Here is a 26,315-nt window from a genome sequence, read left to right as displayed (position 1 = left end):
ATGGATGTAACAACTTGTTCGCAGGAGCTTGCGCAAGCCCATTCACCCACGCGTACACGAAGTGCTTTCGTGGCCGTGGTAATGATCGAGATGTGGGAACGTTTCGGCTACTACGGCACCGCTTCGTTGCTGGTCCTGTTCATGGTGCAGCGGCTCGGCTTGAGCGAGGCGCAGGTGAACCTGATCTGGGGCGCATTCTCGGTGATGATTTTTGCCATGCTGGTGATTGGTGGCTGGATCGGTGACAAGGTATTGGGAGCCAAGCGTTGCCTGCTGCTGGGCGCGGTGACGCTGGCACTGGGCTACTTGCTGTTGTGTTTGAGTGGCGATCGTTTGTCTTACGTGTTCACGGCGCTGAGCGTGATCATCGTGGGCAACGCCTTGTTCAAGCCGAACGCAGCCAACCTGGTGCGGCGTATCTACGAAGGCTCGAATGCGCATTTCGACAGCGCCTTCACGCTCTACTACATGGGCAGCAACTTTGCCGCGGCTGCAGCCGTGTTGCTTACGCCTTGGGTCAAGGATCGCTGGGGTTGGTATGTCGCGTTTGCGTTGTGCTGCGCGGGCTTGCTGGTGAGCCTGATCCATTACGCGGTCATGCTGCGCAAGCTCGATGGCGTCGGCTCCTTGCCCGATAGCCGTCCGCTGCCCAAGCATCGTTTCGTGCTGGTGCTGGCGGGCATGGTGGTCACGCTGTTCGGCGCCATTTACCTGTTGCGCCATAGCAATATGGGCGTGGATTGCGTCTACACCGGTGGCGTGATCGTGGTCGGCATCTTCGTTCACATGATCCTGCGTGGCTCGCGCCAGGAACGTGCGGGGCTGATGGCTGCGTTGATCCTGCTGGTCGAAGCATCCTTGTTCTTTATCTTTTATCAGCAGCTGGCCACCTCGCTGACGCTGTTTGCACTGCGCAATGTGGATGGCAACCAGATGCTGTTTGGACATCACCTTTTCACCTGGTCGCCGGCACAGTATCCGGCGATGAATGCGGTGTGGATTCTCGCACTTTCGCCGATGCTGGCCTGGCTTTATCGGCGATTGGGGCAGCGCGATCTGCCGGTGGCTGCGAAATTCGCCATTGGCTTTGGCTCGGTGGCTGCCGGTTTTTTCAGTTTTGGATTGAGCGGCATGGTGGCAGTGCACGGCATGGTGCCGTCGTGGATCATGCTGCTGGGTTACGGTTTTTATTCGCTGGGCGAATTGCTGGTGGCCGCGCTCGGGCTGGCGATGATATCGCGCTATGTGCCAGCCCGTATGGGCGGTTTCATGATCGGTGCGTTCTTTGTGGCGGGTGGTGTGGCGCAATACCTCGGTGCCATGATCGCGAACCTTGCAAGCCTTCCTTCGCAGGTGAAAAACCCCTTGCTGAGCCTGCCGATCTACACACACCTATTCGATCAGCTCGGCTTGCTGGCGTTGGCCGGTGCAGTGATTGCGTTGGCTTTGCTGCCGTTTATCAATCGCTTGTCCTCGACGCATGAAGCTTGCAGGGAAGGGCTGGCAAGCACCGATAGTCAGGTCGTGGCAGCAACGCAGGCCTCGATGCTTTGATCGCCAGTAGTCCAACGTTCGTTATTCCGGCGAAGGCCGGAATTCATCTCATCGCATGTCATGTATTTCCCAATTTGAACACCTGATTCGGAGACGCCGCATTGCAGCGGTTCTGACGGATGGTGCTTGCGCCACCTGGTTCTTCGAGACACAGGCCGGAATTTTTCACGTGGATGCGATAAGTATCCGTGCCGATGGCTTCCAGGTGGAAGAGCTCATTGGCAGGCAACGACGCTTCACCACAGTTCCATTGGATGAGATTGCCCGGACCGCCCCGCGTCCTGCCATCGCCCGGCGATCCTGTGCCATTGGATATATTCAGACACAGGTTCTCAAGGCCATTCACGGTTTGAATGGCATAGAAACCGCCACCACGATCAACGAAGTTGAATACCTCATTGCCATATGCGCCGCATGCATAGGGGATGATGGCCGCCCCTGGCTGCGTCGCGTTGGTGACGATATTCATGCATCGCCCAGTCGCCTGCGCAACGATTGGGTGCGTGCCAGCGATGACGTCTGCGGATGCGTCAGGCCGTGGTGTCACGCCATCGACCACATAGGTGGTGATCGAGTGAGCGGGCAACGGGTCAATGAGGTGCCCGTTTGACGAGAGCGTGGCCTTCTCTTCGCGCAGATTGACGGTTTCGTCAGCGGTGGTGCGATAGACCTGTACCGAACGGGGCAATCCTGTAAAGGCCGTGAGATCCAGATCGTTGCTGCCGGGTGCATCGTCGTTGGTCGTCACCAAGACAAGGCGTTTGGCCGCTTGGGAGTAAGCGGCAAGGGTGTGGTAGGCGCCTCCGGCTGAAATAATCTGGAAACCTGGACGAATAAAGCGCGAATACTGACCGATCGCGTAGTACTGCTTCTTTAACTGCGGCTCTCCGCCATTCGGATCAAAGGCGATCACTTCCCAGTCCGGTTGCCACAGTATCCAGGCTTCAGCACCCAGGTCGCGCAGATCCATGCGGATCGAGTCGGCCATGAACAGCGCGCCCCACATCGCGTCTTTCTCGTTCTGATTCTTGAAACAGCAGCCGAGTTCGCTCATCCAGATCGATGTGTGGCGTTTCTCGCCAAGCGTTTTGTATTCCCCCAGCTTGGCCAGGTCGTCCACGGCATGATGGTAGTCATGCGTATCGAAGCGGCCGAGTGCCTCAACAGCATCGGGGTTCAACTGGCCTGCCATGCTGATCGCCGCTGAAATGTTATTGGCATCCACGCCTGCAACGACCGTTTGCAATCCATCGTGCTTCAAGCGGTTCGCCAACATGGGGATGACGGCATTTTGCGTGGCGATGGAGGCCGCATAGCCTTCCTGTGACCCGCCGGCTCGCCACCCGCCATCCGGTTCGTTGAACGGTTCGACACTCTCAAAAACAATACCCTCGGCATCGCGGAAATGTTTCACCACGGTCGCCAGATAATTGACGAAGCTTTCCTGCATGTCCGGTCGAAGATTATCTTGCCTGGCGTCCTTGCTGCCGGAGGAGCAACCGCTCAACGTCATCCAATAGGGCGGCGAGTAGGATGCCGCCTCGAAGATGGCGGCGCCCCGCTTCTTTGCTTCCTGCAGCATTTTTCGTTGCGGCACATCGCGATTCCAATCAAACGGTGCCGCCGGGCCGGATTGATAACCTTCCAGCTGCGCATCGGGGCGCATATGGGTATGAGATGGATCATCGCCACCAGCGATGTTGTAACGCGCGATGGTGAATCCAAGCGTCAGGCGAGACGCGGGATCGCCGTACAGCAGATCCATATAGTCGCTTTGGATCTTCGGGTTTTTGATTTGGGCAGGCTGGCGATCGCCGCCATACAAGTCGTTCGCCTCCCACGCCAATGACATGCCCCAGCCACGGAGGGTTTGTTGGGGACGCGCGATGATCTTTCCTGTATTGATGCGGGCTTCGGGGATGCCATTGGCCTGTTCTGCCGCAAAGGTTTGGGCATCCGAGTGGATGCTGGCGAAGAGGCAGGCAGCGGCAATCACGGCTATCCAAAGTCGACGCATAAGGGTTCCTGTCGGTCGTGAGTGATCGAAGTCTTGGAATCGATGCAGTCCGTGGCCTGGGGTTTTCCAAGGGGCCTTTGCCTCAGCGTCAATGGCTGCTGTGCCTGGCGGCGCTAATTTATCCAGGGATATTTCTCCTTGCCAGTGCTTGGCTCAATGCTTCGGACTTGATGTTCACATCGATGCCATTTGCAGAACGCATCGTGATTCCGGCCTTCGCCCACTGCTGTCCGGGGAAGTTTCGTAGCACCTCACCGTCATTCCGGCGAAGGCCGGAATCCATGCTTCGTACTGGCGATGGATTCCGGCCTTCGCCGGAATGACGGCGAGGCAAGACGCCGCCGCTCGGAAATCCCACGTTCGGAGCATTGATGCTTGGCATGCCGCGAGAGCGCTATATTCAAGCCGCCGACAGATCAACAAGGGAAATCATTCCATGCTGGGAGTCCTTGGAGTAGGCGCAATCGCCACCGCTATCGTTACGGGTTTGAGCGAAGGCGATGAGCCGCCGGACATTCTTCTCTCGCCTCGCAACGCGGAACTGGCCGCGAAACTTGCAGCCTCCTATCCGAATGTCCGCGTGGCCGACAGCAATCAGGCGGTGGTTGATCAATCTGCCGTCGTGTTTTTGTGCTTAAGGCCTGCCGATGCACCACGAGTGATATCCGAGCTGACATTCAAGGACCAGAGCGTGATAAGCGTGATGGCGGGTATGCCTCTGAAGGTTCTGCGCGAGCTTGTTGCTCCGGTGCAGAACATCGCGCGCACCATTCCGCTGCCATCCGTTGCAATTCGGCGTGGCATCACGCCGTTGTATCCAGCGACCGATCCGGCGCGCAGCCTGTTCGCCCGGCTTGGTCATGTCATCGAAGTTGCCGACGAAACGGCTTTCGATCTTTTCTCCGCCGCCACGGCGACGATCGCCGCGCATTTCCTTTATCTGAATCGGGTAAGCGCTTGGCTGGCGGCTCACGGCATCGTGCGGCAGGAAGCGCAACAATACGTTGGAGCGATGTTTGGAGAGCTCGCCGCGTCGCTGCAGGGAAGCGAGCTGGATTTCGCAAAACTGATGCGAGAGCACGCCACGCCGGGTGGCATCAACGAACTTTTCTGCCAGGTGATGGGCGATGAGGGCGTATGGGAAGCGGTTGATCTGGGCCTTGATCGCGTGCAGCAAAGGCTGACGGGGAAGGTGCGCGCTTCCTGAGCAGGGCGGAGGCAATGAACCGGATTCGATTGCCTCCGCCTGCTATCACTCTTTAATCGGCTTTGCTCGTTCCCGCATCAGCCACCGGCTCGGCATTCGGCACCACCGTGATAGTGATCTTGGATGGATGCTGGCTGTCGTGGTGAATGGCGTTATGGGCAATCACGCCTTGGTCTTCGTTGTAATTATTACCGCCGGTGTTGAGGTTGCGGTCGAAGCGCGGGAAATTGCTGCTGGAGATATCCACGCGCAGCTTGTGGCCGGGGCGGAAGTAGTAGCTGGTATCGATCGGCTGGAAGGTCACCTTGTACACCTGTCCGGGCGACATCCATGCCAGCGGCTTGTCGTAGCCATTGCGGTAACGCATGCGCTGGATGTTCTCGGTGATGTTGAAGGCACGGCCGTCGGGATAAACGTCGCTCACCTTGAAGGTGAAGTCGGTGTCCTTCGCGCTGGAAGAGACATATAGCGTCACCGTGATCGGTCCGCTGACTTCAGTGCCTTGCTTGAAGGGCTCGGAGTCGTAGACCAGCACATCGTTGCGTGCTTCCTGCGAACGCTGGTCATAAGAGCCGAACTTCACCGCGCTGCCCTGGCAGCAACCGCCGCCGCCGAAGGTGGGCACCGGGTTGGCTGGATCGTAGACGAATTGATCGGGATGATCCGCCTCCGGCGCCGCGGCGACGAGCTTGCCATTGCCGTAAAGCGTATTGGCCTGTCCGTCGCTGGTGAAGTAGAGGTCTTGCGTGCTGGCGCCAGCCGGTGGCCAGGTGTCGGCTTTCTCCCAGCGATTCGCGCCCATGACGTAGTACATGACCTTGGGCTGCTTATCCAGGACGGCGCTGTCTTCGCCTTTGAGATAGTGATCAAACCAGCCGTAGACGAGGTCGTTGTAATCGAAGCGGGCATCGCCCACGTCGAGGTCACCGATCATGGTGTGTTCGGTGGCACGCGTATACGCACAGTGCAGCACGGGTGCGATCACCGCGTATTGCTGGTCGGCGACGGCCTTCGGTGCCGTGCGGCGGACTTCGTTATACGCGGCCAGGTTGGGTGACACCGACACGTCGAACCAGCTCATAAACCACAGGCCCGGCTTGCTGATCTGCATGTTCTCGTGCCACAGGCCGCCCTTGTACCAGGCAGCATCATTGGGCGCGCGCGCAATCATGTCGCCACCGGTAGCGACGGGCATGTGTGTCTCGAAGATGCCCGGCGGACCACCCACCGATTTGATGATGTCATTCTCGGGCAGGTGCCAGAACGCTTTGTCCCAATCGACGGGCGGCATCTGCGGCGCCAGATCGAAGAAATGCGAGGCATTGATCAGCTCTGCCTGCGATGTATTGGACGGAAACATCGGCCGTACCTGATTCTGGATGCCGTAGTCGTAGATCCATGAGATAAACAGCATCTGCACCGCGCCGCCGCGATACCAGTTGCCTTGCTCATAGTAAGGACCGACGTGGCCGACGCCGGCACCGAAACCCTGTACGTTGAAGGTAGCCAGTGCCGGATCATTCTGCGCGACGACAGCAAGCTGCCATTCCGCCGTCGACGAGCAGCCGGTGGTGCCGACCTTGCCGCTGGACCATGGCTGCGAAGACATCCACTTGAGTTCGTCGGTGCCATCACTCAGCGGCATGCCGAGGATGTCGTAGTTGCCTTGCGAGAAGAAGTGCCCGCGCTCCTGGATCTCGACATAGGCATAGCCGTGCTTGACCGCATCAAGTTCGCGCGTCATGTCGCGCGGGGCGCCCAGCTTTACATCCCAGAAATTGAAGTTGTACGGCGTGCGCACGAAGATGATCGGCACCTTGCCGGCGCCCTTGGGGCGATAGATGTCTGCCGCCATCAACTTGCCGTCGCGCATCTTGATCATCACCTTGCGGTCGATGACGGCGACTTGCTCAAGCTCTTTCTCGATGGCGTTGTGCTTGGCGATCAATTCCGCCTGAGGGTCGGGTTTCTGCTGCGCGGCAACGGGATTGGCCGCGAGCAGTGACAGTCCAAACGTAGCCAACGCACCGGCGAAGGCAGTAGCCAGCGGAGTGAGGCGCATAGTTGTATCCCCTTGGAGGCGTCTCCCGAGTGTCAGCCAGCTGACAGCTTGAGGGAACCATGACTAAGGGCATATAAGCAGTTCGCCAACACGCCGGCCTTCGACCACACGCGATCAACTGCTCGACGTGTTCGGCTCGGATGCACGGATAGGTGCCATCCCCGATAGGGATGGCACCAACATCACGAATATGCGCAGCTTGCTCAAGCTTCCACGGCTTCGCTCAAGGTGGGGTAATCGACATATCCCGCCGCATGTCCGCCAAAGTAGGTGCTGCGATCCGCTTCATTCATCGGTGCGTTGAGTTTCAGCCGGGTGACGAAGTCGGGATTGGCCAAAATCATCTGGCCATAAGCCTCCAGGTCCGCCAGCCCTGCGGTTACGTCGGCACCGATATGGTCACGCGGGCGGCCAGGCCGGTTGAGTATCAGCGGTTGTTTCCAAAGTTTGCGGATGTCTGCCAGCAGCGGCTCGTTGCCCAGATGCATGATGTGCAGATACGCAAGGCCGAGCGTGCTGAGTTCGCCGACCAGGTAGCGGTACAGATCCGGTCCTTCGGCGCCTTCGTCGATGCCCCACATGGCCGTGCCCGGTGAAAGGCGAATGGCCGTCCTGTCCGCACCAATCTCCTCCGCAATGGCGGTTGCTACTTCGATGGCGAAGCGGGCGCGGTTCTCGATGGAGCCACCGTAAATATCGGTGCGCGTGTTGGCGCTCGGTGCGAAGAACTGCTGAATCAAATACGCGTTTGCGCCATGGATCTCGACGCCATCGGCGCCGGCTTCGATCGCACGGCGGGCGGCATGACGAAAATCGGCAACGGTCTGGCGCACTTCATCGGTTGTCAGCGCCCGCGGGACAGGGATGTCCTGCATGCCCTTCGCCGTGAACATCGGCGATCCCGGTGCAATGGCGGAAGGTGCCACGCCTTGGCGATGGTGTGGCGTGTTGTCGGGATGCGACATGCGTCCGGCGTGCATAAGCTGGATGAAGATGCGGCCGCCCTTGGCATGCACGGCATGGGTGACGTTCCGCCATCCCGCGACATGCGCATCGGTGTAAATGCCCGGCGTGGTCATGTAACCCTGCCCATCCTCCGACGGCTGGGTGCCTTCGGTGACGATCAGGCCAACGTCGGCGCGTTGTGCGTAGTAATCGGTGGCGAGCTCCCCGGGCGTGCCGTCGAAGGCCGCTCGGCTACGGGTCATCGGCGCCATGACCAGGCGGTTTTGCAGGGTGTGGCGGCCGACGCGAACAGGTGCGAACAAGGGGTTCATGGCGAAATCCTCGACAGTGGTTGCTGGATAGGGCAATCATGGGGAGCGCCACGAATGGGATAAATACGGTATGGTGGATAACATTGATCCATTTGTGGAGCAGTGTCGTGGAACTGCTGAACGATATGGCCTTGTTCGTCGAGGTCGTCAAAGCCAAAGGTTTCCGGGGCGCCGCCGAAGCGACGGGTGTTCCAAACTCGACGTTGTCGCGGCGAATCAGTGCGCTGGAAAAAGCGATCGGGCTACGTCTTCTGCATCGCACGACACGCAAAGTGGAGCTGACCGAGGCAGGGCGGATCTACTTCGAGCGTTGCAAGCGCATCGTCGATGAGGCCAGGCTGGCGCACGAACAGTTAGGCGAGATGCTGGCCCAGCCAAGCGGTGTATTGCGCGCATCGTTACCGGTGGATTTCGCAGTGACCTACATGGCGCCCTTGTTCGCCGAGTTTGCGGAGCGCTATCCAGGCATCACCTTCGATTTCGACCTTACGCCACGACAAGTCGATCTGGTGAGCGAGCCCTTCGATGTGGCGATACGGATGGGCGAGCCGCAGAATTCAAACCTGATAGCGCGTCCGCTCGCTTCGCTGGTGCCTCAGCTGTATGCGTCTCCCCGTTATCTCAAGCGCACCGGCGAACCGGCAGAGCCTGCCGACCTCAAGCGGCATGAATGCCTGAACATCATCAGGGGCGGCGTGTGGACATTGCACAAAGGGAAACGGTCGATTGAGATCTCGATCGGCAGCCGGTTTGCCGCCAACAACGTCGGCTTGATCCGTCGCCTGGCGACGCTGGGCATGGGTATCGTTCTGGTGCCGGAGGAAATCGTCTCCGATGACCTTGCGGCTGGGCGGCTTGTTCGTGTGATGGCCGATTGGCATGGCAAGCCGATGCCGGTCTATGCGCTCACGGAAACGCGGTTGCTTCCCGCCAAGACACAGCGTTTCATCGAGTTCCTCAAGGAACGTTTGGCGTGAACCACATTTTCAGCATGCGGGCGTCTTTTGCTTGGTTGCCATTGCCTGCACACCCAAGGCTTAGCGGATCCGAAGGCGCAACCAGCTCAGGAAAAGACCTTGCTCCCGATCCGCCGCGCGGTGGCCTTCGCGTTCTTCGACCACGACGCCCCAGGACATCCGCGAATGGCCGCCCGTCTGGCTGGTGACTTGTACTTCCTCGCCATGCGGAAGTGGAAAACGAGTAGCCAGCACCATGACGTCATCCAGCTCGGAAATCAGCAACGCAGGTTTATTGACGGCGCTGGTGTTCCACCCGCAGGCGACGCGGATCTGCACGTCCTGCGATGGAAGCTGGCTTCGATGCTCGATGTTCCAGTTGTCGACCTTCTTCAGAAGATCGTTCAACTTGGGATCGTTCCAGTCGACGCTGCCCACTGAAACGTCTGAACGACTCTTGTCGTGTCCCATGCTGGCCCCCTTGTTGCGGTCAAAGTTGATACGACCACGGGCGATCCATGCTGGCGAACGCATGACCTTGCCAAGGCCTCGAAAAAAACGCGGCATGGCCAAGGATGTGTTCGGGAACCACGTTATCACGACCGCAAACGGCGTGCATTGGCCGGGCAGGGAGGGGACGGACAGGCTCGCTTTCCGGCAAGTCCAGTGATGCCGGAAGTGAGCCTGTCCTTATGCTTGTCAGCTATTTTTGCGATTAATGACCGGGCGCTGCCGTGCACTGATCGTTGTCGCACGCAAAGTCCACTTCAAACGCCTTGCCTGCAAAAAGCGGGACACCTGGCAGGCTGGCAACGGTCTTGCCGTCCTTTTCCAGCGATACCAGGTAGGTGCCCGGCCGCAGCGAAGAGATGGTGTAGCGGCCGTTGCTGTTGGCGGTGCCATGACGGGTGAGGCCGGTATCGCTGTGAACCGTGATGGTGCCGTCCGTGGGTGCTTTGCCGTCGATGCTGGAGCTGGTTGCCTGGGCATGAGCGGCGCTGAATGTCATGGCGCCCAGTGCACCCACGGCAATGGTCGAGATGAGCTTGGATGCGAAGCGGAACGTATGTTTCTGATGGCGATTCACTTCAGATGTCTGAAAGATTTTCATGATCGTGCTCGTGGGTTTGTGGGGAATTAAGGCGCGTCAAGCCGTTCAATCACTTGCGCAGTGATTGATTCGACGACGAATGTCAAAGTGGCAGTGGGGTGGCTGCCAGTGTTTCTGCCTTCCTAGGCTGACTGCAGCGTTTCTTCCAGTAACGCCTGAACTTGCCACCCTCATCCCAAATGGAAACCACGCTCTTTGGATGAGGGAAGACGAAGATAGGTTTAAATTAGCAGAGAGAGGTTACACGGCTCATGTGAAAGTCGTAATGCTTTTAGCCGACGCAAGCATGATTCGCGTCTTGTTTTTTCCTTTTTGTAATGTTGGCGACAGCTTGCCGTGGACGACCCGACACGGGATCTGCAAAAGGTCCAAACGATAGCTAGGAAAAAAGTCATGGCAATTAAATCCTAGGCGCGCTTCGTTACAGCGTGAATGCGTGCGCTGATGCCTGACCCAGGATTTTGCCAGCACAAACTTGCGTGCAAGCTGCGTGTGGCGCTTTTGTAAACCAGGAATTACAACGGTTGTCCCAGTCGCGCTTCAAGCAGCGGCCGAAACGTGCGGCTGACATGGACACGATGGCCGCCGCGCAGCACGAGATCGAATTCTCCGTGCGTTGCCGGTTCCAGATGAAGGATGCTGTCGATGTTGACGACCGTGGAGCGATGAACACGAACGAAGCGGCGCGGATCGAGCCGCCCGACGAGTTCGCCGAGAGCCGCGCGATGAATGATGCGCTCCTGGCCGACATGCAATGCCACATACACGCCCGCGCTTTCGATGCAGTCGATCGATTCGACGCGGATCAGATCAGTCTTGTCGCGCTCTCGAATAACGATGCGATCAAGAAATGGTTTGTCCAGGCGGCGGCTATCGAGCAACGTGAGCACGCTCTGGCCGAATTCGCGCACATATTTGTCGTCGAGGCGCGCCTTGGCGCGGGCGAAAGCCGCTTCCATGCGCTCATCGCCGAAGGGCTTGAGTACATAGTCGATGGCGGCGGATTCGAAGGCGCGCACGGCATGCTGATCGAACGCCGTCACGAATACCGTGACGGGCATGCGCTCGATGCCGATCGTATCGATCACGCCCAGGCCATCGAGCCCCGGCATTTGAACATCCAGAAAAACGATGTCGGGCTGCTTTTGCAGAATCGCCTCGACGGCATCGAGTCCGTTCTCCGCTTCCATCATCTCGCCGACATCGGGATCGTTGTGCATCAGCTCGCGCAGGCGCTGGCGCGCTGGTTGCTCGTCGTCGACGATAAGAACCCGATACGTGGTTCGCTCAGTCATCGCCATCCGCCTCCGCCGTGCTTGCGGGTATCGAGACACAAACGCATGTGCCGCCATCTTCGCGGGGAGCAATCCGCAGATTGGCCTGCTCCGTTCCGTGCAGCACGGCGATGCGTTCGCGCGTGACGCCTAGCCCCAATCCGGCGCGATCGTCCGTCCAGTCCTCGCCAAGCCCAACGCCGTCGTCCTCGACCGTGATGCGCAAAACGGCATCCTCAACCATTGCGCGCACCCAGACGGTGCCGCCACCGGGTCGCGGTGACAATCCGTGGCGAACCGCATTCTCGACCAGCGGTTGCAGGATAAGGCTTGGCACCATGACGTTACGGGCGGACGCGGGAACGTCGATGACAACGTGCAAGCTATCGCCAAAGCGCGTCTTCTGAATGGCGAGATAGTGACCGAGAAACTCCAGCTCCTCGCCAAGACGCACTTGCTGCCGGCGCCCGGACTCCAGCGAAAGACGCAGCAGGTCGCCCAACTGCTCGATCATGCCGCGCGCGAGTTTGGGCTGGCTGGTAATGAGGGAAGAGATGGTGTTGAGTGCGTTGAAAAGAAAATGCGGATCGAGCTGCATGCGCAATACATTCAAGCGTGCCTCGGAAAAATTGCGCTCCAGCCGTTCCAGCCTTAGTTGTGCAGCAAGGTAATGCTGGCTGTATTGCACCGCTTGCCAACCACCGACCACCAGCAGGTAGACCAACAGGCTCCACAAAAAGCCGCCCTTCAAGGCTTCGTGCAAAGGTCCCAGGCCGATCGCATCGGGCCATGCCTTCACACCCACGATCACCTGAAGCATCGCGGCGAGATAGCTGTAAACCAAGGTGACTGGAATGCCGATCACGATGTGGACGGCAAGCCGCGTACCCAGGCTGTTCACCGCGATCGGCAGGCGTCGGTCCAGCGCGATAATCGCCGGGGCCAGCCATCCCCACGTCCACCATTCTGCCAGCGAGGCACGCAGGGTGAACCACCATGCGGCGGTCGAGGCGAAACGTGGCACCGCAAAAATAACCCCGACGGCGGTCCAGGCCAGCAGGGATATCAGCGCCAGGCGCCACTTGGAATCCGCGCCGTTTCCCACACGCCGGGCAGGGTTCGGTATCGAGCGCACCATCGTCCTCATCATCTCGCCAAACGCCCATGCATCCTACACGGGCGCATCGGTCGAGCCCACGTTATCGAATCGGTCAGATCGATTTACGCGGCGCCGGGATTGGATGAATAAGTGATGATGACAATGCGCCAACCATCGACGGTCTTGACCAGCTGCCATGTTTCATCGCCATGGTTCTCCACTTTGCCGTCCATGACGAAGTCGAAATGAAAATAGACCGAGGCTACCGTACCGTCGCTCTTGATCTGAACGTCGATATGGCGAGGATCAAGCGACGATTTTGTGCTGGATACGAACTTGGCAAAATCCTGATAGCTGCTGATGCGCACTTTCGGCTTCGGGTTGGCCTTCGCTTTTTCGGCGGCGAAAGCTTTATCGGACAGGACGTTCACCAACGTACCGTTGTGCAGAAACAGTGCGGAAACGCCTTGGCCATCGTGGCTGGCCACGGCATGGTGATAGGTGTCCATGACGTGCTGGATATCTGCCACAGCTTGTGTTGCGGTGGTGGCAGCGTCATCGGAAGGAGCCGCAGCGGCGATGCTGCATCCAAAAGTCAGGAAAATGGCGGCAATCAAAATCATCTTTTTCATAAATGTCTCGCTGGGTGTGGCGCATTTGGAAACGTCACGAAAATAGGGTTTCCTGGCGGGCAGCGGGGCATAAATGTTACGAAGCGGCTCAGGCGCATTCTTAAACGGAATGGCGCTAAACAGACTCCCTCCCCTGCGTGCAGGGGAGGGCTGGGGAGGGGTTGTGCGAGCTTGCCGCCACGTTTGAGTTCGTCGCGAGGTTGCTTCACCCCACCCCAACCCTCTCCTACTGCACGTAGGGGAGGGAGCAGATCCAGTGAACTGAAAATTTGGTCGGACAGCAGTGCGCCTTCACCGGAATGACGTCAGGCAACTACACCCATCATCCGTCTCGGCACACCACACATCCATTTCGCATCATCCTGCAAGACGCCGAGCAGGCATGCCGCCAGAGTGCACGCATCCATCCTTCGATAGATACCCATGAAAAAAAGATTGATCCATTTGGCGTGGACACTCGGCATGATAAGTACGACATCGACCTTTGCCTCGACGACTCCCCCGTCGCAAATCCCCTTGAAAGCTGCCACCTGGCAGTCCACCGGCAATGCGACATTCATCACCAAGGAAGCCTTCCCGAACGGCATCCTTCAGGTGACCTCCGAAAGTGAACAAGGCTTTGTCGCGCTGAAAGACGAACACTTCGGCAACGGCACCATCGAGTTCGACATCAAACCTGTCGGCGAAGAAATGCCGGGCATCCGTTTTCACCAGAAAGACGGTGACACGGCCGAGATGCTCTATATCCGTGTCAGCCCTGACTGCCCCGCGTCCCAGGACTGCTTGCAGTACGTCCCCATCATCAAAGGCCGCGTACTGTGGGATGTTTACCCGCAATATCAAGCATCGGCGCCGTTCCGCGAAAACGAGTGGAATCACATCCGGCTCATCATCTCCGGCAAGCGTATGAACGTGTATGTGAACGGTCGAACAGAACCTTCGCTGCGCGTCGCGCACTTGGAAGGCGATGGCGGCACTGGAACCATCGCCTTCGAGGGCACGGCCTACTACGCCAACCTTACGCTTGCACCCGGTGTGACGGATGGTCTCGACCCCAAAGCGCCGGCAGACCCTGCCGCAAGCGATCGCCGCTATCTTGTTCGATGGCAAGGTACCGATCCCGTGTCGATGAGCACGACGGACCATCTCGACTTTTCGAACATGCCCGCCGCCACGTCGCACTGGTCACCGATCACCGCCGACTACGGTGGCCTTATCAACCTGAGCCGGTTGTACGCCCCGACACCCAAGCAAGCACCACCGCAGGTGGTCTGGCTCCGCACGACGCTGTACGCCGATCGCGATCAGGTTCGACATGTCGCGGTCGGCTGGCTGCGCGAGATCTGGGTATTCGCGAACGGCAAATCCGTGTTTTCCGGCAAGAACCTCTACAGCGTAAAAGGCGGCCGCAAACCCCCGGACGGCCGACTCTCACTGGAAAACGACGGTTTCGACCTTCCGCTGCACAAAGGCGCCAACGAGATCGTCGTGGCCATCGATGGCAATACGCCCGATATGCGAGGACGTTATGGTTGGGGTTTCATCATGCGAATGGATCGCGCTGAGGGCATTGCGGAAAAGTAACCATCCTTGTTCGTGCTATCAGGAAGGTTGCCACAATTCGATCGGATTCCCCTCCGATGGCGCCTTTGAAAACTCATGTCATCTTCCCGAGATGTTGTGTGGGCTCAGCGACGTACTTCCCCTTTAACCCCGTATTTGTACAGCCAGTACATACACGGGTTCCATGTCCACATGTTGGCATGACTCCAAAGCAGGTGCTGGCAGCAGATAGCTGCTTAGGATTGCTTTCTCCACGTCCAAGCGGGTCCTTTGACAAGCAAAGGTCGGACTGAAAGTATCAGGCGACTTGTGGCTCAATCTGCGTCAGGTGCGAAACGACCTGCGCCCCATCGCTCGATCAAGGAGACGACATGAAACGGGTTACCGGCATCGGTGGAGTGTTCTTCAAGGCGAAAGATCCCAAGGCATTGACGGATTGGTATCGCGTGCATCTTGGTTTGAAAGTGGAAGCGTGGGGCGGTGTTGCTTTCCGATGGGCCGACGACCATGCGCATGGCGAAGGAGTCACGGCATGGAATCTCTTCAAGCAAGACACGTCGCACTTTGCACCGAGCACATCCAGTTTCATGATCAACTATCGTGTCGATGACCTGCACGCGCTGTTGGCTGCCCTCAGGGCCGAAGGCTGCAACGTCGAGGACAAGGTCGACGAATCCGAGTATGGCAAATTCGGTTGGGTTATCGATCCTGAAGGTAACAAGGTAGAGCTCTGGCAACCGCCTTCGGAGTCATGAAGACGGCTTCGTTCCTGGCTTTCCGCCATGCCAGCGAAGTCCATGGTTCACATCGGTTCCATGCCGAAGCGAATCGTCATTCCGGCGAAAGCCGGAATCCAGTTCAAATACGTTGTGCGAAGCACTCAACATAAAAGTGTCGTGTCCTTCGGACGCATGTTTAAACTGGATTCCGGCTTTCGCCGGAATGACGAGCAGGGGCATCACGCATCTATCTCTTCGACTTTTGGGTGCCGCTGAGCGGGAAACGTGGAAATACCTCAACCTCTCAGGCCGCGACCGGAGCGTTTTGCACGTAACCCGCCGCCTGATTGCGCAAGGCAGCTTGAAATGCCGGCCGCGCCTCGCAACGCTTCAGATAGCTATCGAGCGGCGAGAACTCCGCCACCAGATTCGTATGCCGCACGAACCTCAGCACGGTCGCCATCAGGATATCGGCTGCCGTGAAGCGTCCAAGCAAATACTCGCGGCCCTCAAGCCAGGCAGAAAGTGCGGCCAGCCGATCCCTCACTTCGTCGACCGCACCGGGACGGCGCAGCGTCGTCCACGCCTCGTCGTTCTTCAGTTGGTCAATCACGAAGAGGTTCCAGAGCGATGGCTCGACGGTATTGAGCGCGGCGAACATCCAGGCGAGCGTCTCGATGCGAAGGTTGCGCGGCATGAGCACGTCGCACTGCTCGGCGATGGCATAAATGATGGCGCCTGACTCGATCATGGTTTCGCCATCGCTATCCAGCACGGGTACCACGCCAAAAGGATGTTTGCGCCGATAGCCCTCCGAGGTTCGCTGATCTATGCCGATCCACCTGCTTTCGTAGGGAAGCCCCGCCTCTTCGAGCGCCCAGCGCACGCGCAGATCGCGCACCAGGCCCTGGGCAAAGGGCGGTACCCAGGCGAAGCCCCACACAGCGATATCTTTCATGCCATTTCTCCTCGTGTCGTGCCGTGATCGGTTGTTTCCGATGCTCGGCGATCGAGAGAGATTGCCGTCGAGTACTCGAAAGGTGGGAGTAACAAACGTGACGGGTTGCAACGTAGAGGCAATTTTTCGCAGGGTTTCAACGGTCCAACGCATCCGAACTTAGGGATGCTTCAACTACCAGAGACCCAACCCTCGTCATTCCGGCGAAAGCCGGAATCCAGTTAAAAAATGACGTGCGAAGCACACGATATTTTTTTATGTTGAGTGCTTCGCACAGCGTATTTGAACTGGATTCCGGCTTTCGCCGGAATGACGAGCAGTAGAGGCAATGTTCCAGCACCTCACCCATCCGTCGAACGCGTGACTATTTCCCAGCCTTTGAATTCTTCAGCCAACCCCGACAGCTTCTCGCGCACCAGATCAAGCGCATCGCTACCCAGCAACAGATGCGCAGGAGGCGTATCGCTAACGATCACGGCGAGCATGGCGCGTGCAGCCTTGATGGGATCACCCAACTGTTTGCCGCTCCTTTCCTCACGACCCTTTCGGATCGGATCGAACAAAGCATCGTAATCGGCGATGGAACGCGGCGTGCGAACCATCGAACCATGCCGTCGGCTATGCAAGCCCCTCGCAGTTCAACAAATTACGTGTCGTCGCATTAAGCGTGCTTGATCGCTTTCACCTGCGCCGCGTAGGCATTCGCCAACGCGTCAAAGCACTCACCACCGACAGATGATGGAACATGTTTTATGCGAAGGTGCGGCAGTCGGGCGTGCCCATCCAGCGAGATGACCGCGACACGCCCGACATGAAAGAAGTAGCGCGGATCGCCTGGGTGACAGCCCAAACGATCCGCTGGCCACAACCAACTAGCGAGACAGTTGACCATGGTTATCCCCGATCATAAGGCACCCGCACGTCTTCGTGCTCCCACCCTGGTGCATTTCCCCTACTTCTCCGCCGCGCAAACTGCGCGACGTCGGGCCGAAGTGGGCACTTGTCGAAACGGAAGCAGCTGATTCCGACAAAACAAGCAGGATTTTTCCTGAAGCCCTTCACGCCGCGCGCAATACGCGGCGTGACCTAAGCGTGTGGAGAACACAAATGGAAAACATGCAAGGCGAGCCCCGCGGCCCGCAACTCTATCTATTGTCCCAAGACGGCTACGAAATCCTGAAACGTCTGCTAAACATGCTGAATGTGATGGCGCATATCACCTATAACGAGGAGAACGCGGTGGATGACAACACCACGATGACCATCGGCCGCGCCGAGCTGTACTTTATTTTTCAGGCGATCATTCTGCAGGTTGATGATGTGCTTGAGTGTCTGGGGAATGAGAATTGGCTGGAGACTGAAAGCCGTACATGGCAGTAGCGATGGGGCTGGAAGAACGGTGCTGGGTTCTGAGGCATCCCCACGTCTTTGCCTGCTTTTCCAGTGAAATCCGCAGCTATGTCAATGCAATGTCGAAGCGAGTCGTCATTCCGGCGAAAGCCGGAATCCAGTTTAAACATGCGTCCGAAGGACACAACACTTCTTATGTTGAGTGCTTCGCACCGCGTTTTTGAACTGGATTCCGGCCTTCGCCGGAATGACGTCGAGGTAAAAATGCTAAATATTGGCCGCGAAAAAGCCATTCCTTGAACAGCTCGAAAAACGTGGGGATGCCGCAGACCTGGAGCCACTTTTTCATAGTGAAAACTCATTACGAACTTGGCGAAATCACATCAGCTGGTGCTACATCAATCCATGCACAGTCGCCATCGATGACGCTCTTATTGCCGCCGTCCAAAGCAGCTACCAGAATGTCCCAGATCCTTTCAAAAGCTTCCACCGCTTCTCGCGCCATTTCCTTGGTCAATTTTTTTTCGAGCTTTGAGGCGCCGAAGATCGTTATATCACCGAGCCAACTTGCCTTATGCTCGCCCATGGTCATTTCCAAGGTGCTCTCCACGCGCTCCGGCTTCGCGTGAGCGATCTCATTTCTCAGGGTAAAAAGCCTTTTTAAGCGCTCCCAATCCACTACGCCCTTACACGGGATTTTTAGCTCTCGGCAGATCAGTCGATATTTTCCCCACGGCGACAGATTTTTTTCGATATCTTTCCACACGTCACCGAGTATCAGTCCACCTACTGCGTTAGCTAACGCCTCAGCAGCCATGGCACTCATGATGATTGCAGTCAAAGCACTTTGCTCAGATGCCCCTTCCAAGGCCTCCCTTGCTGCCTCGCTCATCATGTGGTGTGCCGAAAAATAACGCGACGTCCGCACTTTTACCTGTGTGTCGTCGGGTGCGTTATCAATCCAGTCTCTTGACACCACCATTTTCATCCTAGCCCCCTGTCTCCACGACTTTGCCCTGAAGCGAATTGTTCAGCTGCAGCACCGGATCAATAAAAGCTAAGACAACGTTCTACGCTGCCTCACTTGCGCATAACGCATCGCCGTACTCTTGGGTCGGAGGTAACGGTCGCCAGCTGCATATTGAACATCCTCATCCCATTTTTACCTCTGTTCGCTATGCGGTATCGTCCGGCCAAGCCCAATCACCACAGCGGCCGATGAAATCACCGTGCAGTCCCTCGCCGCTGAAATCCACTGGCATCGGCTCGCCATCGAGTGACAGACCAACGCCTTGACTCTCAATCCACCAAGAAAACAGTGCTAGGACGTCATGAATAGCACTCACACGCTCCGCTCGAAGAACCTCGGACATCAAGTTGCGTTGATGTTCCGTAAGTGATGAAAGCAGTTCATTGAAGTTGGACCATCCACTAGCAAGAGGAAATGGTCGATTTTCATGGGCGCGTTCTGCAAGAACGCTCCTTAGGCGCGTTTCATCCACGAGCTGGTCAATGATTGCCTTATACGTCGCAGCTGGGTCGTTGGCGCTTGGCATGGGACCTGATTACCAAGGAAGTCCATATGAGAATCGCATACTTTCCAAATGTCCGCTCTCGGCTCGGAAGCGGATACCCCTGACCAAGCGTGGGTGGGACACCAAAGTCCGTGCACTTTTGAAACTAAAGTACGTGCTGCAGGGCGGTGTTGTGTACGCACTTTGCGTGCTGCCCATCGGCAACGTGTGCTTGTGCCTTTATGAAACAATGATTTACGTAATGCTTGCTTCCGCCAAGCCCTATCCTTTGACAAACAAAGTGCGTATCGGAAAGATCACCCATTCATCACGGTAACCTTTGGTGCTGTAGATGAAGTAGGAGAGGGGAGTGGTGACCAGAATGGAGAGCGACATGCACGTCGCGGGCAAGGAAGTCCTGAGTAACGCAGTTAGATTGGGGTGTTAGGGAGCAACGACGTGTCGACAGATTGGAAGCGATTCTTCAAATTCCTTGGGGCACAGGAGCCGGGTAAAGACAACGGTGGAGAATCGGCGTTCTCGCCCGAGGACTTCTTGAGCAAGCAGTTTCAGTTTCTACGGCCGCTTAGTGGTAACGACGCGGCCGTACCAATAGAAGATTTTTTGCAAAGCTTGCCAGTTGAGCGCCTATTCGACATCGACGAGCGGCTCAGAACTTACTACGGAATAGCTTTCCGTGACTGGCCGGCAAGCGTTCTTGCCGAAATCACAACATCGAAGATAAATACACCGATGCGTCAAACCCTGCTGTTCTTGGCGGCGGGTCATGGCAATGGGCGTATTCGAGAGCAGGCGCTAAGGCTGCTGCCTGAGTTTGCTGGGAAGCTGACTCTTGCGGCTGCACTCATTCGATGTGCCGATTGGGTCCCTATGGTTAGGGAGATTGCACAACAATCGGCCGTAAGGCTTTTGAATCTTTGCCGGGAAGAGGATGTAGTAGCTGTTTGGCCGCTTGTAATCAGATTGGTAAACCGTGAACGTCTGGATCGTGAATGGTTCAGTCGTAGCGTTGAAGGCTGGATACTGCGCAGTGAATCACCACGTGCGCTGCGCAGCCTTCTTCAAAGCTCGAATGCGAAGGTTCGAGCATGGGCTTATGAAAAATCCCTTGAAGTGAATGCGCTGTTAGGATTCGATCTGCTGGATTCTGCGATCAGTGACCCTAGTCCAAGGATCGCACTTTACGCACTTCGATATTCGGCACATCGATGCGAGGAAAAGCGAACGCACGAATTGGCGAAGTTCGGTATAGGGGCAAACCATCCCGTTATTAGGCGCGAGTCGCTTCGTATCCTGGCAGACCGCGATCCATCGCTGCCACGCGAGGTCATTCACAGAATGCTGGGGGACAAAGCCGCAGGCGTACGGTCTTTGGCAGCCTTTTTATTGAGGGAAAGGTATTCGGAAAGCGCGATCGAATATTGGCGTTCGGTCATCGATAACGATGCCTTGCGACCAACTTTGGGGGCCTTGACGTCGCTCACAGACAACCCGGAGTCGCAGGATATCTCTCGGTTCAAACGTTGGTTGCCATACCCCGGAGGGCTTGTTCGCCTATTGTGCATGCGAGGAATCATCCGCGCAGGTGGGGAATTTTCAGACGACGAGTTCCTGCAGATCCTGTCAACGCCTTCGACGCGGATACAGGGGGAATTGGCTACTTCGGTAAGGAATGGGGCAGTTCGGTTCGACCTGAACCGTCTCATGACAACGCTTACGTCAGAGGCGGCCACGTCAGTCACCCGGGAACAATTGAGGCGATTGCTTCGTGAACTGAATCATTGGGACAGGCTTGCTATGGTTCTTAGTATTCGTCCAAGTGAGCAACGTGAACTTCTTTGGTTCGTGACGGTTCTGGGCGATTTGGTCGCAGATAGCAATCGCTATTCGCCGCTGGGACCAACACGTCGGTCTAGCCTTCTAGAGCTCTTGGAAAGCCGTCGCAGCGAAATGGATGAAGTGGCCTATCGCGAAATTGAGCAGGCGATTGTGCGGCATTGATGGATGCAGCGAAAATGAGCGGAGGTAATTAAGTGAGATTAAATAATCTCCGTCCCTGAGGTATCCCCACGTTTTTCGAGCTGTTCAAGGATGGGCTTCTTCGCGGCCAATACTTGGCATTTTTACTTCGGCGTCATTCCGGCGAAGGCCGGAATCCATGGTGAATACGAAGCATGGATTCCGGCCTTCGCCGGAATGACGGCTTGGTAATTTAATAAACCTCGGCTAGCTTGCTGATTTTGTCCAGATCATCAAGCAGAAAACTTGGGGAAACCTTAGGGACTGAAGTGGTTACTCTTGCTTAGCTGCTTCCGCCGTGTTTTTGCACTTTTATATTGCCGCCTTGGACCTGCGTGGCCCTGCTATTTTGGGCGTCACTTCGGCTTGGATTTCACCACCCTGGCTTTGCGGCCACGCGATGCAGGTTTCACCGGTACCGTCTTCCCATACTCATTCCACCAGGCCGTAAGCGCCTCCATCGTTGGCCCGAGCCCGCGAGCCTTTTGGGTGATCTGATACTCCACGCGCGGAGGCACTTCCGCGAAAACCGTGCGCGACACCAAGCCGTCTGCTTCCAGCTCACGAAGCTGCGCCGTCAGCATGTGCTGCGTGATACCTGGAATGGCCTTGCGCAGTTCTCCAAAGCGATACATGCGCTGATTGAGCAGCCACATGATTTCGAGTTTCCACTTGCCGGAGAGCAGCGCGAATGCTCGGCGCATCTCCTCGTGCATGTTGATCTCGTCATCGCCATGAGTATTCTTTTTCATACTAACCCCAATGATTTCATCCTACTTGTGCATTTTCATCTAGCGGCCAATCCTAGGGGAAAGTTGATGTAAATGCCCTCTAGGAACTGCACATGGCCGCAAACTACGCGTACTGGATCAGCACGGCGCTGCTGTCGCTGCTCTACCTCACCTCTGCAACGATGTATATCGCCAAGCGTGAATGGGTTCGTCAGAACCTGGTTGAGCTTGGCTACCCTGGCTACCTTGTATCGGTCCTCACTGTTGTAAAAATCTTGGCCGTAGTCGCCATCCTGTCGCGTTTCAGCGTGCCGTTAAGCGACCTTGCCTATGCAGGCATCTTCTATCACTTGCTGCTTGCGTTGCTGGCACATGTCGGTGTTCGCAAGCCAGGTGCCGCGCTGCCGGCATTCGTGGGGCTCGTGCTTTTGACGGTGTCTTTCACCACTCAAAACACTGCCCGCGGTGTTCCGTCGCCGCATGGCGTGACCGCGGCAGTACATCAAGTAACCCTCAATGAAAGGAGCTAACCATGGGCCGACTCAGTGGAAAAGTAGCGATTGTCACCGGCGCGGGCCGCGGCATCGGTCGCGCCACCGCCAAACTGTTTGCAGCCGAAGGCGCCAAGGTGGCCGTTCTTTCGCTTACACCTGCCAACGTGGATGCCGTCGTTGCAAGCATTAAAGCCGCGGGTGGCGATGCAATCGGTGTTACGTGCGACATCAGCAAATGGGAGCAGGTCAACGCGGCTGTCGGGACAGTGGTCGCGACTTACGGCGGCATCGATATTCTCGTGAACAATGCGTTTGATTTCTCTGCGCCGTTCTCGTCCATCGTCGATCTGACGGTTACGCAGTTGCAGCGCAATTTGGATATGGGGCCTATTGCCTACCTAAGAACCATGCAGCTTTGCTATCCCTATCTCAAGGCAAGCGGGGCAGGGCGCGTCATCAATTTTGGTTCAATGGCCGGTGTGCTGGGCCTTGTCGGTTATGGTCCCTACAACATGGCCAAAGAAGCGGTACGCGCGCTTACCCGCACCGCTGCACGCGAGTGGGCCGTCGACAAAATCACCGTGAATAATGTTCTGCCTCTGGCAGAGACGTGGGGCCCGGAGGCTAACGTACCGCCTCCGAGTAATCCGCTGGGACGCTTCGGAACACCGGAGGACGACATCGCACCCGTGGTCCTGTTCCTCGCAAGCAAGGACGCACAGTACTTAACGGGCTATAGCCTCACTCCGGATGGCGGTTCGATCATCGATAGCGCGCGCTAAGTCGGAACGTTCAGCACACAGCCCATGTTTTCGCTTGTCATGCGATCGAAATCCGGAGTTGCTTCGATTCCCTTTCCAAGCGAGCCGTCATTCCGACGAAGGCCGGAATGACGAGCAAAAATGGTACACATCAAAGCCAGCGCCATGCCGAGCGGGCATTAAATGCGCCCATCACGTCCCGACACGTGCCCACGGACGATCGGTGTTTTCGTTCCTCGCGACGAAACCCGTAACGCGTCCGCTCGCATCGCGCTGAAACACATCCCGCTTGTAGACGTTGTCGGGCTGGAACAGCACGTCGCGTGTTTCCGCCTTCAACGCCACAAAAGGTCCGCCGGGCTTGCCGCCCAGGATGCGATCGCCCTCGCGCCGGATCACGTAAGTGCTGTTGGCGTTTCGATACGTGCCGGCCAATTCGTCGATCTGGCTTGAGGTAAGCGTTATCGGGGGCGGATTGATGCGGATGCGGTCGGTATGCACGATCCGCAGCAACCACTTGCCATCGATGCGTTGCCAGGTTTCCGTCATGAGCAGGTGAGCCTTGCTTACGTCAATATCGCCGGGGCGTTGCGATACGTCGTCCTGATGAAAGACCTGCGCGGTGTCGCCGATGATCTTGACCTCGTAGTTGCGAATAATCAGCGGCAGGAGGCCGTCTTCTTCGAGTTCACGCAAGAACTCATCGCGCCGGGCGACTTGCCCCTCTTCGACATACATGAAATCGGAGGTGGTCAGCCGCGCCCACGCCGCCCGATCTCCACGATGAATGGCATTGAGCAGCAGTTTGTCGTTGGCATACAGCTGGTTTCTGACATCGGCCGGCGCGTCGCTGGCCTGGGCGAAGGTGTTGGTGACAGGGACCCCTCCCATCAGAAGGGTGATGGCGACAGCGAGAGAGCGCTTTGTTGCGGTGTTTGAGATTTTCATCGATGTATTTTTCATAGCCATGGGTGAGGGCCGATCACGATTCGCGTATCGGCCGTGTATGCACGCCGGGCCATCGCGGATTAGCGATGGTGCATGGCGTGCGACGGCGTTGCGATGTCAGGCGGCTGGTGGCCTGAGCGGAGGAGAAGTGATCGGTGACGGCGTATCGGCGACAGCGAGCATGCCTTCGTCTGCATGCATGGCGAATGTCAGTGCGGCATCATAATCGATCGACAAAAGCAGGTTCGTGCAGGACGTGGGGCAGTGGCACGTACAAGCCGGATGGTGCGCGTTGTGATGATGATCAGGGCAGCAGCCGGTTTGCATGTTCATGGCGCCGCACGAGGAAGCCGACCGATGCATCGTTGCGTTGGCGGCGTGCATCGCCGGCATGGCGCCCATCACTGCAGTCATAGGCATGTTCGCCGCAAACACCGGCAACGTCAGCGTCCACCACGCGACGACCGCGAGTACGCGCAGCGGCAGTGAACGTCGGATGGATGGCAGGGTAGGGTGCATCGGCCGAGTATAGATGAGTGCTCTAGATGCGTGTATGTCAGCCACGGGGCGCGCGCGTCCTTCATGCTTCGCGACTTGCTTTTTTAGATCCTCAACGTCACTGGACCCCGGTTTTCGCCAGGGCGACGATGCTTAAGTCAGTGCCATGGGCCGCCGATGCTAGGCATGGGCACTCAGCGCAAGTGCGGATTTACGGACGGCAGCCGCAATCTCATTGCCAAGCGCGGGATCTTGAACCGCTCTCGCAAGCGTGACGCCACCCACTAAAAGCGCAAGCAGCGCGGTGGCTTCTTCGCGTCGAGCCTTCGGCTTTCCTTCAAGGCCTGCCGCCACGGCGTCGATAATGGCGCGTAATTCCGTCTCATAGGCTTGCCGGGCATCGTCCCCTGCGCGAGCGACTTCACTGGAAAGGCTTTGCAGCGCACAGCTGTCTGCGAGGTCGCAGGTGCGCCGATCACCCAAGTAAAAGTCGATGAAGCCGGCGCGCCAACGGTTTCCTAGTTGTTGACGCATGTGCTCGACAGCTTGTGCCAAATCTTGCAAACCGACCGTCATGGCCTCGCGGAAGGCATCCGCCTTCGATTTGAAGTGTGCATAGAACGCGCCGGAGGTCACGTGAGCGTCTTTTGCCAGACCGTCTACCCCCGAACCGCCGAACCCGTGGCTGCGAAAAACACGGCCCGCGCTTTTAAGAATTTTGGCCCTGCTTTGTTCTTTTTGGCCTGCTCTATGCGCCATACGACACCTCCAGATAACGATCGCTATGCGGCACTTGACGACATAACGATCGTTATGGAACGATCACTACATCACGATCGTTATATGACCGTCGTGCTGCGTTAACAAGAGCTCTTTTTCGATGACCCATCTAGATCAAGGAGTTACTTCAATGCCTATCTCAGTCCAAGTTACCCAAGGGCTTCTCACTTCTCAGGGTGAACGCGAGGTGTTCCCCCTCATCTCCGAGGCACTGCTGCGTGCGCACGGTTTAAGTGGCAACGCGTTCATGACGCCGAATGTCGTCGGACACCTGGTCATCAGTGCGGCTTCCGAAAGTTATGTCGGTGGCCAACCCCAGTCGCTTGCCGTCGTCGAAGTGAAAGTTCCAGCCATCACCTTTCCCAATGCCCAAGTGACGCAAGCGTTCATCAGCGAAGTGACCGAGATTATTGACCAGCACAAAGCGGATTCGCATCCACGCGAGCGCACCTTCGTCAACGTAACCTATGCCGTTGATGGTACCTGGGGTATTGGCGGCAGGGCCTATTCCAACGAGGAATTGGGCGCGGCGATTCAGCAAGCTGCGTCGGCTTGAGAAGTAACTGCGTAAAAAAGGATGGAGGACAAGGTATCCCCACGTTTCTGCTTGATGATCTGAGCAAAATCGGCAAGCTAACCAAGGTCTATTAAATGACCGAGTCGTCATTCCGGCCTTCGCCCATTGCTGTCTGGGGAAAATTCGCCGCGCTCTAGACAGGCATCTGCCACTCAACCGAAGTCTCTATGTTTGCCAGCCCATTCAACACTAC

The 26,315-nt window shown here is 57.2% G+C and carries 25 protein-coding genes; 10 read left to right on the top strand and 15 right to left on the bottom strand.

Translation table 11 applies throughout. The annotated features are described in order from the left end of the window. Complete coding sequence (locus tag IEX75_RS02360) at nucleotides 1-1,554, top strand: peptide MFS transporter (protein ID WP_188792647.1); 1,554 nt, start codon at nucleotides 1-3, stop codon at nucleotides 1,552-1,554. Nucleotides 1,555-1,612: 58 nt separating this feature from the next. Here the strand turns inward: IEX75_RS02360 and IEX75_RS02355 are convergent, their stop codons facing one another. Next, nucleotides 1,613-3,571: a glycoside hydrolase gene (locus IEX75_RS02355; RefSeq protein ID WP_188792646.1), complete on the bottom strand. Its 1,959-nt coding sequence runs from the start codon at nucleotides 3,569-3,571 to the stop codon at nucleotides 1,613-1,615. 319 nt (nucleotides 3,572-3,890) lie between these two features. Here IEX75_RS02355 and IEX75_RS02350 point away from each other — a divergent pair, with 319 nt between their 5' ends. Further along, nucleotides 3,891-4,778: an NAD(P)-binding domain-containing protein gene (locus IEX75_RS02350; RefSeq protein WP_188792645.1), complete on the top strand. Its 888-nt coding sequence runs from the start codon at nucleotides 3,891-3,893 to the stop codon at nucleotides 4,776-4,778. A gap of 52 nt (nucleotides 4,779-4,830) precedes the next feature. Here the strand turns inward: IEX75_RS02350 and IEX75_RS02345 are convergent, their stop codons facing one another. Both IEX75_RS02345 and IEX75_RS02340 read right to left on the bottom strand, forming a co-directional pair. Then, nucleotides 4,831-6,840 carry a CocE/NonD family hydrolase gene (locus tag IEX75_RS02345; protein ID WP_188792644.1) on the bottom strand — a complete coding sequence of 670 codons (2,010 nt, stop codon included), beginning with the start codon at nucleotides 6,838-6,840 and terminating at the stop codon, nucleotides 4,831-4,833. Nucleotides 6,841-7,043: 203 nt separating this feature from the next. Next, complete coding sequence (locus IEX75_RS02340; RefSeq protein ID WP_188792643.1) at nucleotides 7,044-8,117, bottom strand: alkene reductase; 1,074 nt, start codon at nucleotides 8,115-8,117, stop codon at nucleotides 7,044-7,046. Between the two features lie 107 nt (nucleotides 8,118-8,224). Here IEX75_RS02340 and IEX75_RS02335 point away from each other — a divergent pair, with 107 nt between their 5' ends. After that, a complete protein-coding gene (locus tag IEX75_RS02335; protein WP_188792642.1) occupies nucleotides 8,225-9,094 on the top strand; it encodes a LysR family transcriptional regulator in 870 nt (289 codons plus the stop codon). 60 nt (nucleotides 9,095-9,154) lie between these two features. Here the strand turns inward: IEX75_RS02335 and IEX75_RS02330 are convergent, their stop codons facing one another. The 5 genes from IEX75_RS02330 to IEX75_RS02310 form a co-directional block, all read right to left on the bottom strand. Continuing rightward, a complete protein-coding gene (locus IEX75_RS02330; RefSeq protein WP_188792641.1) occupies nucleotides 9,155-9,544 on the bottom strand; it encodes a hypothetical protein in 390 nt (129 codons plus the stop codon). 244 nt (nucleotides 9,545-9,788) lie between these two features. Then, a complete protein-coding gene (locus IEX75_RS02325; RefSeq protein ID WP_188792640.1) occupies nucleotides 9,789-10,184 on the bottom strand; it encodes a carboxypeptidase-like regulatory domain-containing protein in 396 nt (131 codons plus the stop codon). Between the two features lie 515 nt (nucleotides 10,185-10,699). Beyond that, nucleotides 10,700-11,479, bottom strand: a complete 780-nt coding sequence (locus IEX75_RS02320) for a LytR/AlgR family response regulator transcription factor (RefSeq protein ID WP_229720605.1) — start codon at nucleotides 11,477-11,479, stop codon at nucleotides 10,700-10,702. Continuing rightward, nucleotides 11,472-12,596 carry a sensor histidine kinase gene (locus IEX75_RS02315; protein ID WP_188792638.1) on the bottom strand — a complete coding sequence of 375 codons (1,125 nt, stop codon included), beginning with the start codon at nucleotides 12,594-12,596 and terminating at the stop codon, nucleotides 11,472-11,474. Before IEX75_RS02315 ends, IEX75_RS02320 begins: the two co-directional genes overlap by 8 nt. An 83-nt stretch (nucleotides 12,597-12,679) precedes the next feature. Beyond that, entirely contained in the window at nucleotides 12,680-13,189 is a 510-nt protein-coding gene (locus tag IEX75_RS02310) for a YybH family protein (protein WP_188792637.1), read from the bottom strand. 516 nt (nucleotides 13,190-13,705) lie between these two features. Between IEX75_RS02310 and IEX75_RS02305 the strand changes: the two genes are divergently transcribed. Together IEX75_RS02305 and IEX75_RS02300 are read left to right on the top strand one after the other, a co-directional pair. Further along, on the top strand, nucleotides 13,706-14,773 hold the full coding sequence (locus IEX75_RS02305; RefSeq protein WP_188792636.1) for a 3-keto-alpha-glucoside-1,2-lyase-like domain-containing protein: 1,068 nt from the start codon (nucleotides 13,706-13,708) through the stop codon (nucleotides 14,771-14,773). 350 nt (nucleotides 14,774-15,123) lie between these two features. Then, a complete protein-coding gene (locus tag IEX75_RS02300) occupies nucleotides 15,124-15,507 on the top strand; it encodes a VOC family protein (protein ID WP_188792635.1) in 384 nt (127 codons plus the stop codon). Nucleotides 15,508-15,775: 268 nt separating this feature from the next. Here IEX75_RS02300 and IEX75_RS02295 read toward each other — a convergent pair whose 3' ends face one another. Beyond that, complete coding sequence (locus IEX75_RS02295) at nucleotides 15,776-16,582, bottom strand: glutathione S-transferase family protein (RefSeq protein ID WP_229720604.1); 807 nt, start codon at nucleotides 16,580-16,582, stop codon at nucleotides 15,776-15,778. A 188-nt stretch (nucleotides 16,583-16,770) separates the two neighbouring features. After that, nucleotides 16,771-17,031, bottom strand: a complete 261-nt coding sequence (locus IEX75_RS02290; RefSeq protein WP_229720603.1) for a Rossmann-fold NAD(P)-binding domain-containing protein — start codon at nucleotides 17,029-17,031, stop codon at nucleotides 16,771-16,773. Nucleotides 17,032-17,536: 505 nt separating this feature from the next. Between IEX75_RS02290 and IEX75_RS02285 the strand changes: the two genes are divergently transcribed. Further along, nucleotides 17,537-17,809 (top strand): XAC0095 family protein, encoded by a 273-nt coding sequence (locus IEX75_RS02285; RefSeq protein ID WP_188792634.1) that lies wholly within the window; start codon nucleotides 17,537-17,539, stop codon nucleotides 17,807-17,809. A 331-nt stretch (nucleotides 17,810-18,140) separates the two neighbouring features. Here the strand turns inward: IEX75_RS02285 and IEX75_RS02280 are convergent, their stop codons facing one another. Beyond that, nucleotides 18,141-18,767, bottom strand: coding sequence for a hypothetical protein (locus tag IEX75_RS02280; protein ID WP_188792633.1), 627 nt, complete (start codon nucleotides 18,765-18,767; stop codon nucleotides 18,141-18,143). A 187-nt stretch (nucleotides 18,768-18,954) separates the two neighbouring features. Next, a complete protein-coding gene (locus tag IEX75_RS02275) occupies nucleotides 18,955-19,335 on the bottom strand; it encodes a DUF6547 family protein (RefSeq protein WP_188792632.1) in 381 nt (126 codons plus the stop codon). A gap of 417 nt (nucleotides 19,336-19,752) precedes the next feature. On the opposite strand from IEX75_RS02275, the gene IEX75_RS02270 reads away from it, so the two are divergent. After that, nucleotides 19,753-21,315, top strand: a complete 1,563-nt coding sequence (locus IEX75_RS02270; protein ID WP_188792631.1) for a HEAT repeat domain-containing protein — start codon at nucleotides 19,753-19,755, stop codon at nucleotides 21,313-21,315. Between the two features lie 374 nt (nucleotides 21,316-21,689). Here IEX75_RS02270 and IEX75_RS02265 read toward each other — a convergent pair whose 3' ends face one another. Beyond that, a complete protein-coding gene (locus IEX75_RS02265) occupies nucleotides 21,690-22,085 on the bottom strand; it encodes a winged helix-turn-helix transcriptional regulator (protein WP_188792630.1) in 396 nt (131 codons plus the stop codon). Nucleotides 22,086-22,177: 92 nt separating this feature from the next. On the opposite strand from IEX75_RS02265, the gene IEX75_RS02260 reads away from it, so the two are divergent. Both IEX75_RS02260 and IEX75_RS02255 read left to right on the top strand, forming a co-directional pair. Continuing rightward, complete coding sequence (locus IEX75_RS02260; protein ID WP_188792629.1) at nucleotides 22,178-22,594, top strand: DoxX family protein; 417 nt, start codon at nucleotides 22,178-22,180, stop codon at nucleotides 22,592-22,594. A 2-nt stretch (nucleotides 22,595-22,596) separates the two neighbouring features. Further along, complete coding sequence (locus IEX75_RS02255) at nucleotides 22,597-23,340, top strand: SDR family NAD(P)-dependent oxidoreductase (protein WP_188792628.1); 744 nt, start codon at nucleotides 22,597-22,599, stop codon at nucleotides 23,338-23,340. A 171-nt stretch (nucleotides 23,341-23,511) separates the two neighbouring features. Here the strand turns inward: IEX75_RS02255 and IEX75_RS02250 are convergent, their stop codons facing one another. Together IEX75_RS02250 and IEX75_RS02240 are read right to left on the bottom strand one after the other, a co-directional pair. Then, the gene (locus IEX75_RS02250; RefSeq protein WP_188792627.1) at nucleotides 23,512-24,267 is read right to left on the bottom strand and encodes a nuclear transport factor 2 family protein; all 756 of its coding nucleotides are present in this window, start codon (nucleotides 24,265-24,267) and stop codon (nucleotides 23,512-23,514) included. Between the two features lie 678 nt (nucleotides 24,268-24,945). Further along, nucleotides 24,946-25,524: a TetR/AcrR family transcriptional regulator gene (locus IEX75_RS02240; RefSeq protein ID WP_188792625.1), complete on the bottom strand. Its 579-nt coding sequence runs from the start codon at nucleotides 25,522-25,524 to the stop codon at nucleotides 24,946-24,948. Between the two features lie 151 nt (nucleotides 25,525-25,675). Here IEX75_RS02240 and IEX75_RS02235 point away from each other — a divergent pair, with 151 nt between their 5' ends. Then, a complete protein-coding gene (locus tag IEX75_RS02235) occupies nucleotides 25,676-26,101 on the top strand; it encodes a hypothetical protein (RefSeq protein ID WP_229720602.1) in 426 nt (141 codons plus the stop codon). Nucleotides 26,102-26,315: the final 214 nt, after the last annotated feature.

The sequence above is a fragment of the Dyella nitratireducens genome, assembly GCF_014642835.1.
Lineage (GTDB): Bacteria > Pseudomonadota > Gammaproteobacteria > Xanthomonadales > Rhodanobacteraceae > Dyella_B > Dyella_B nitratireducens.
The sequence above is the reverse complement of the archived record's forward strand: the minus strand, read 5'-3'. Positions and strand labels throughout refer to the sequence as shown.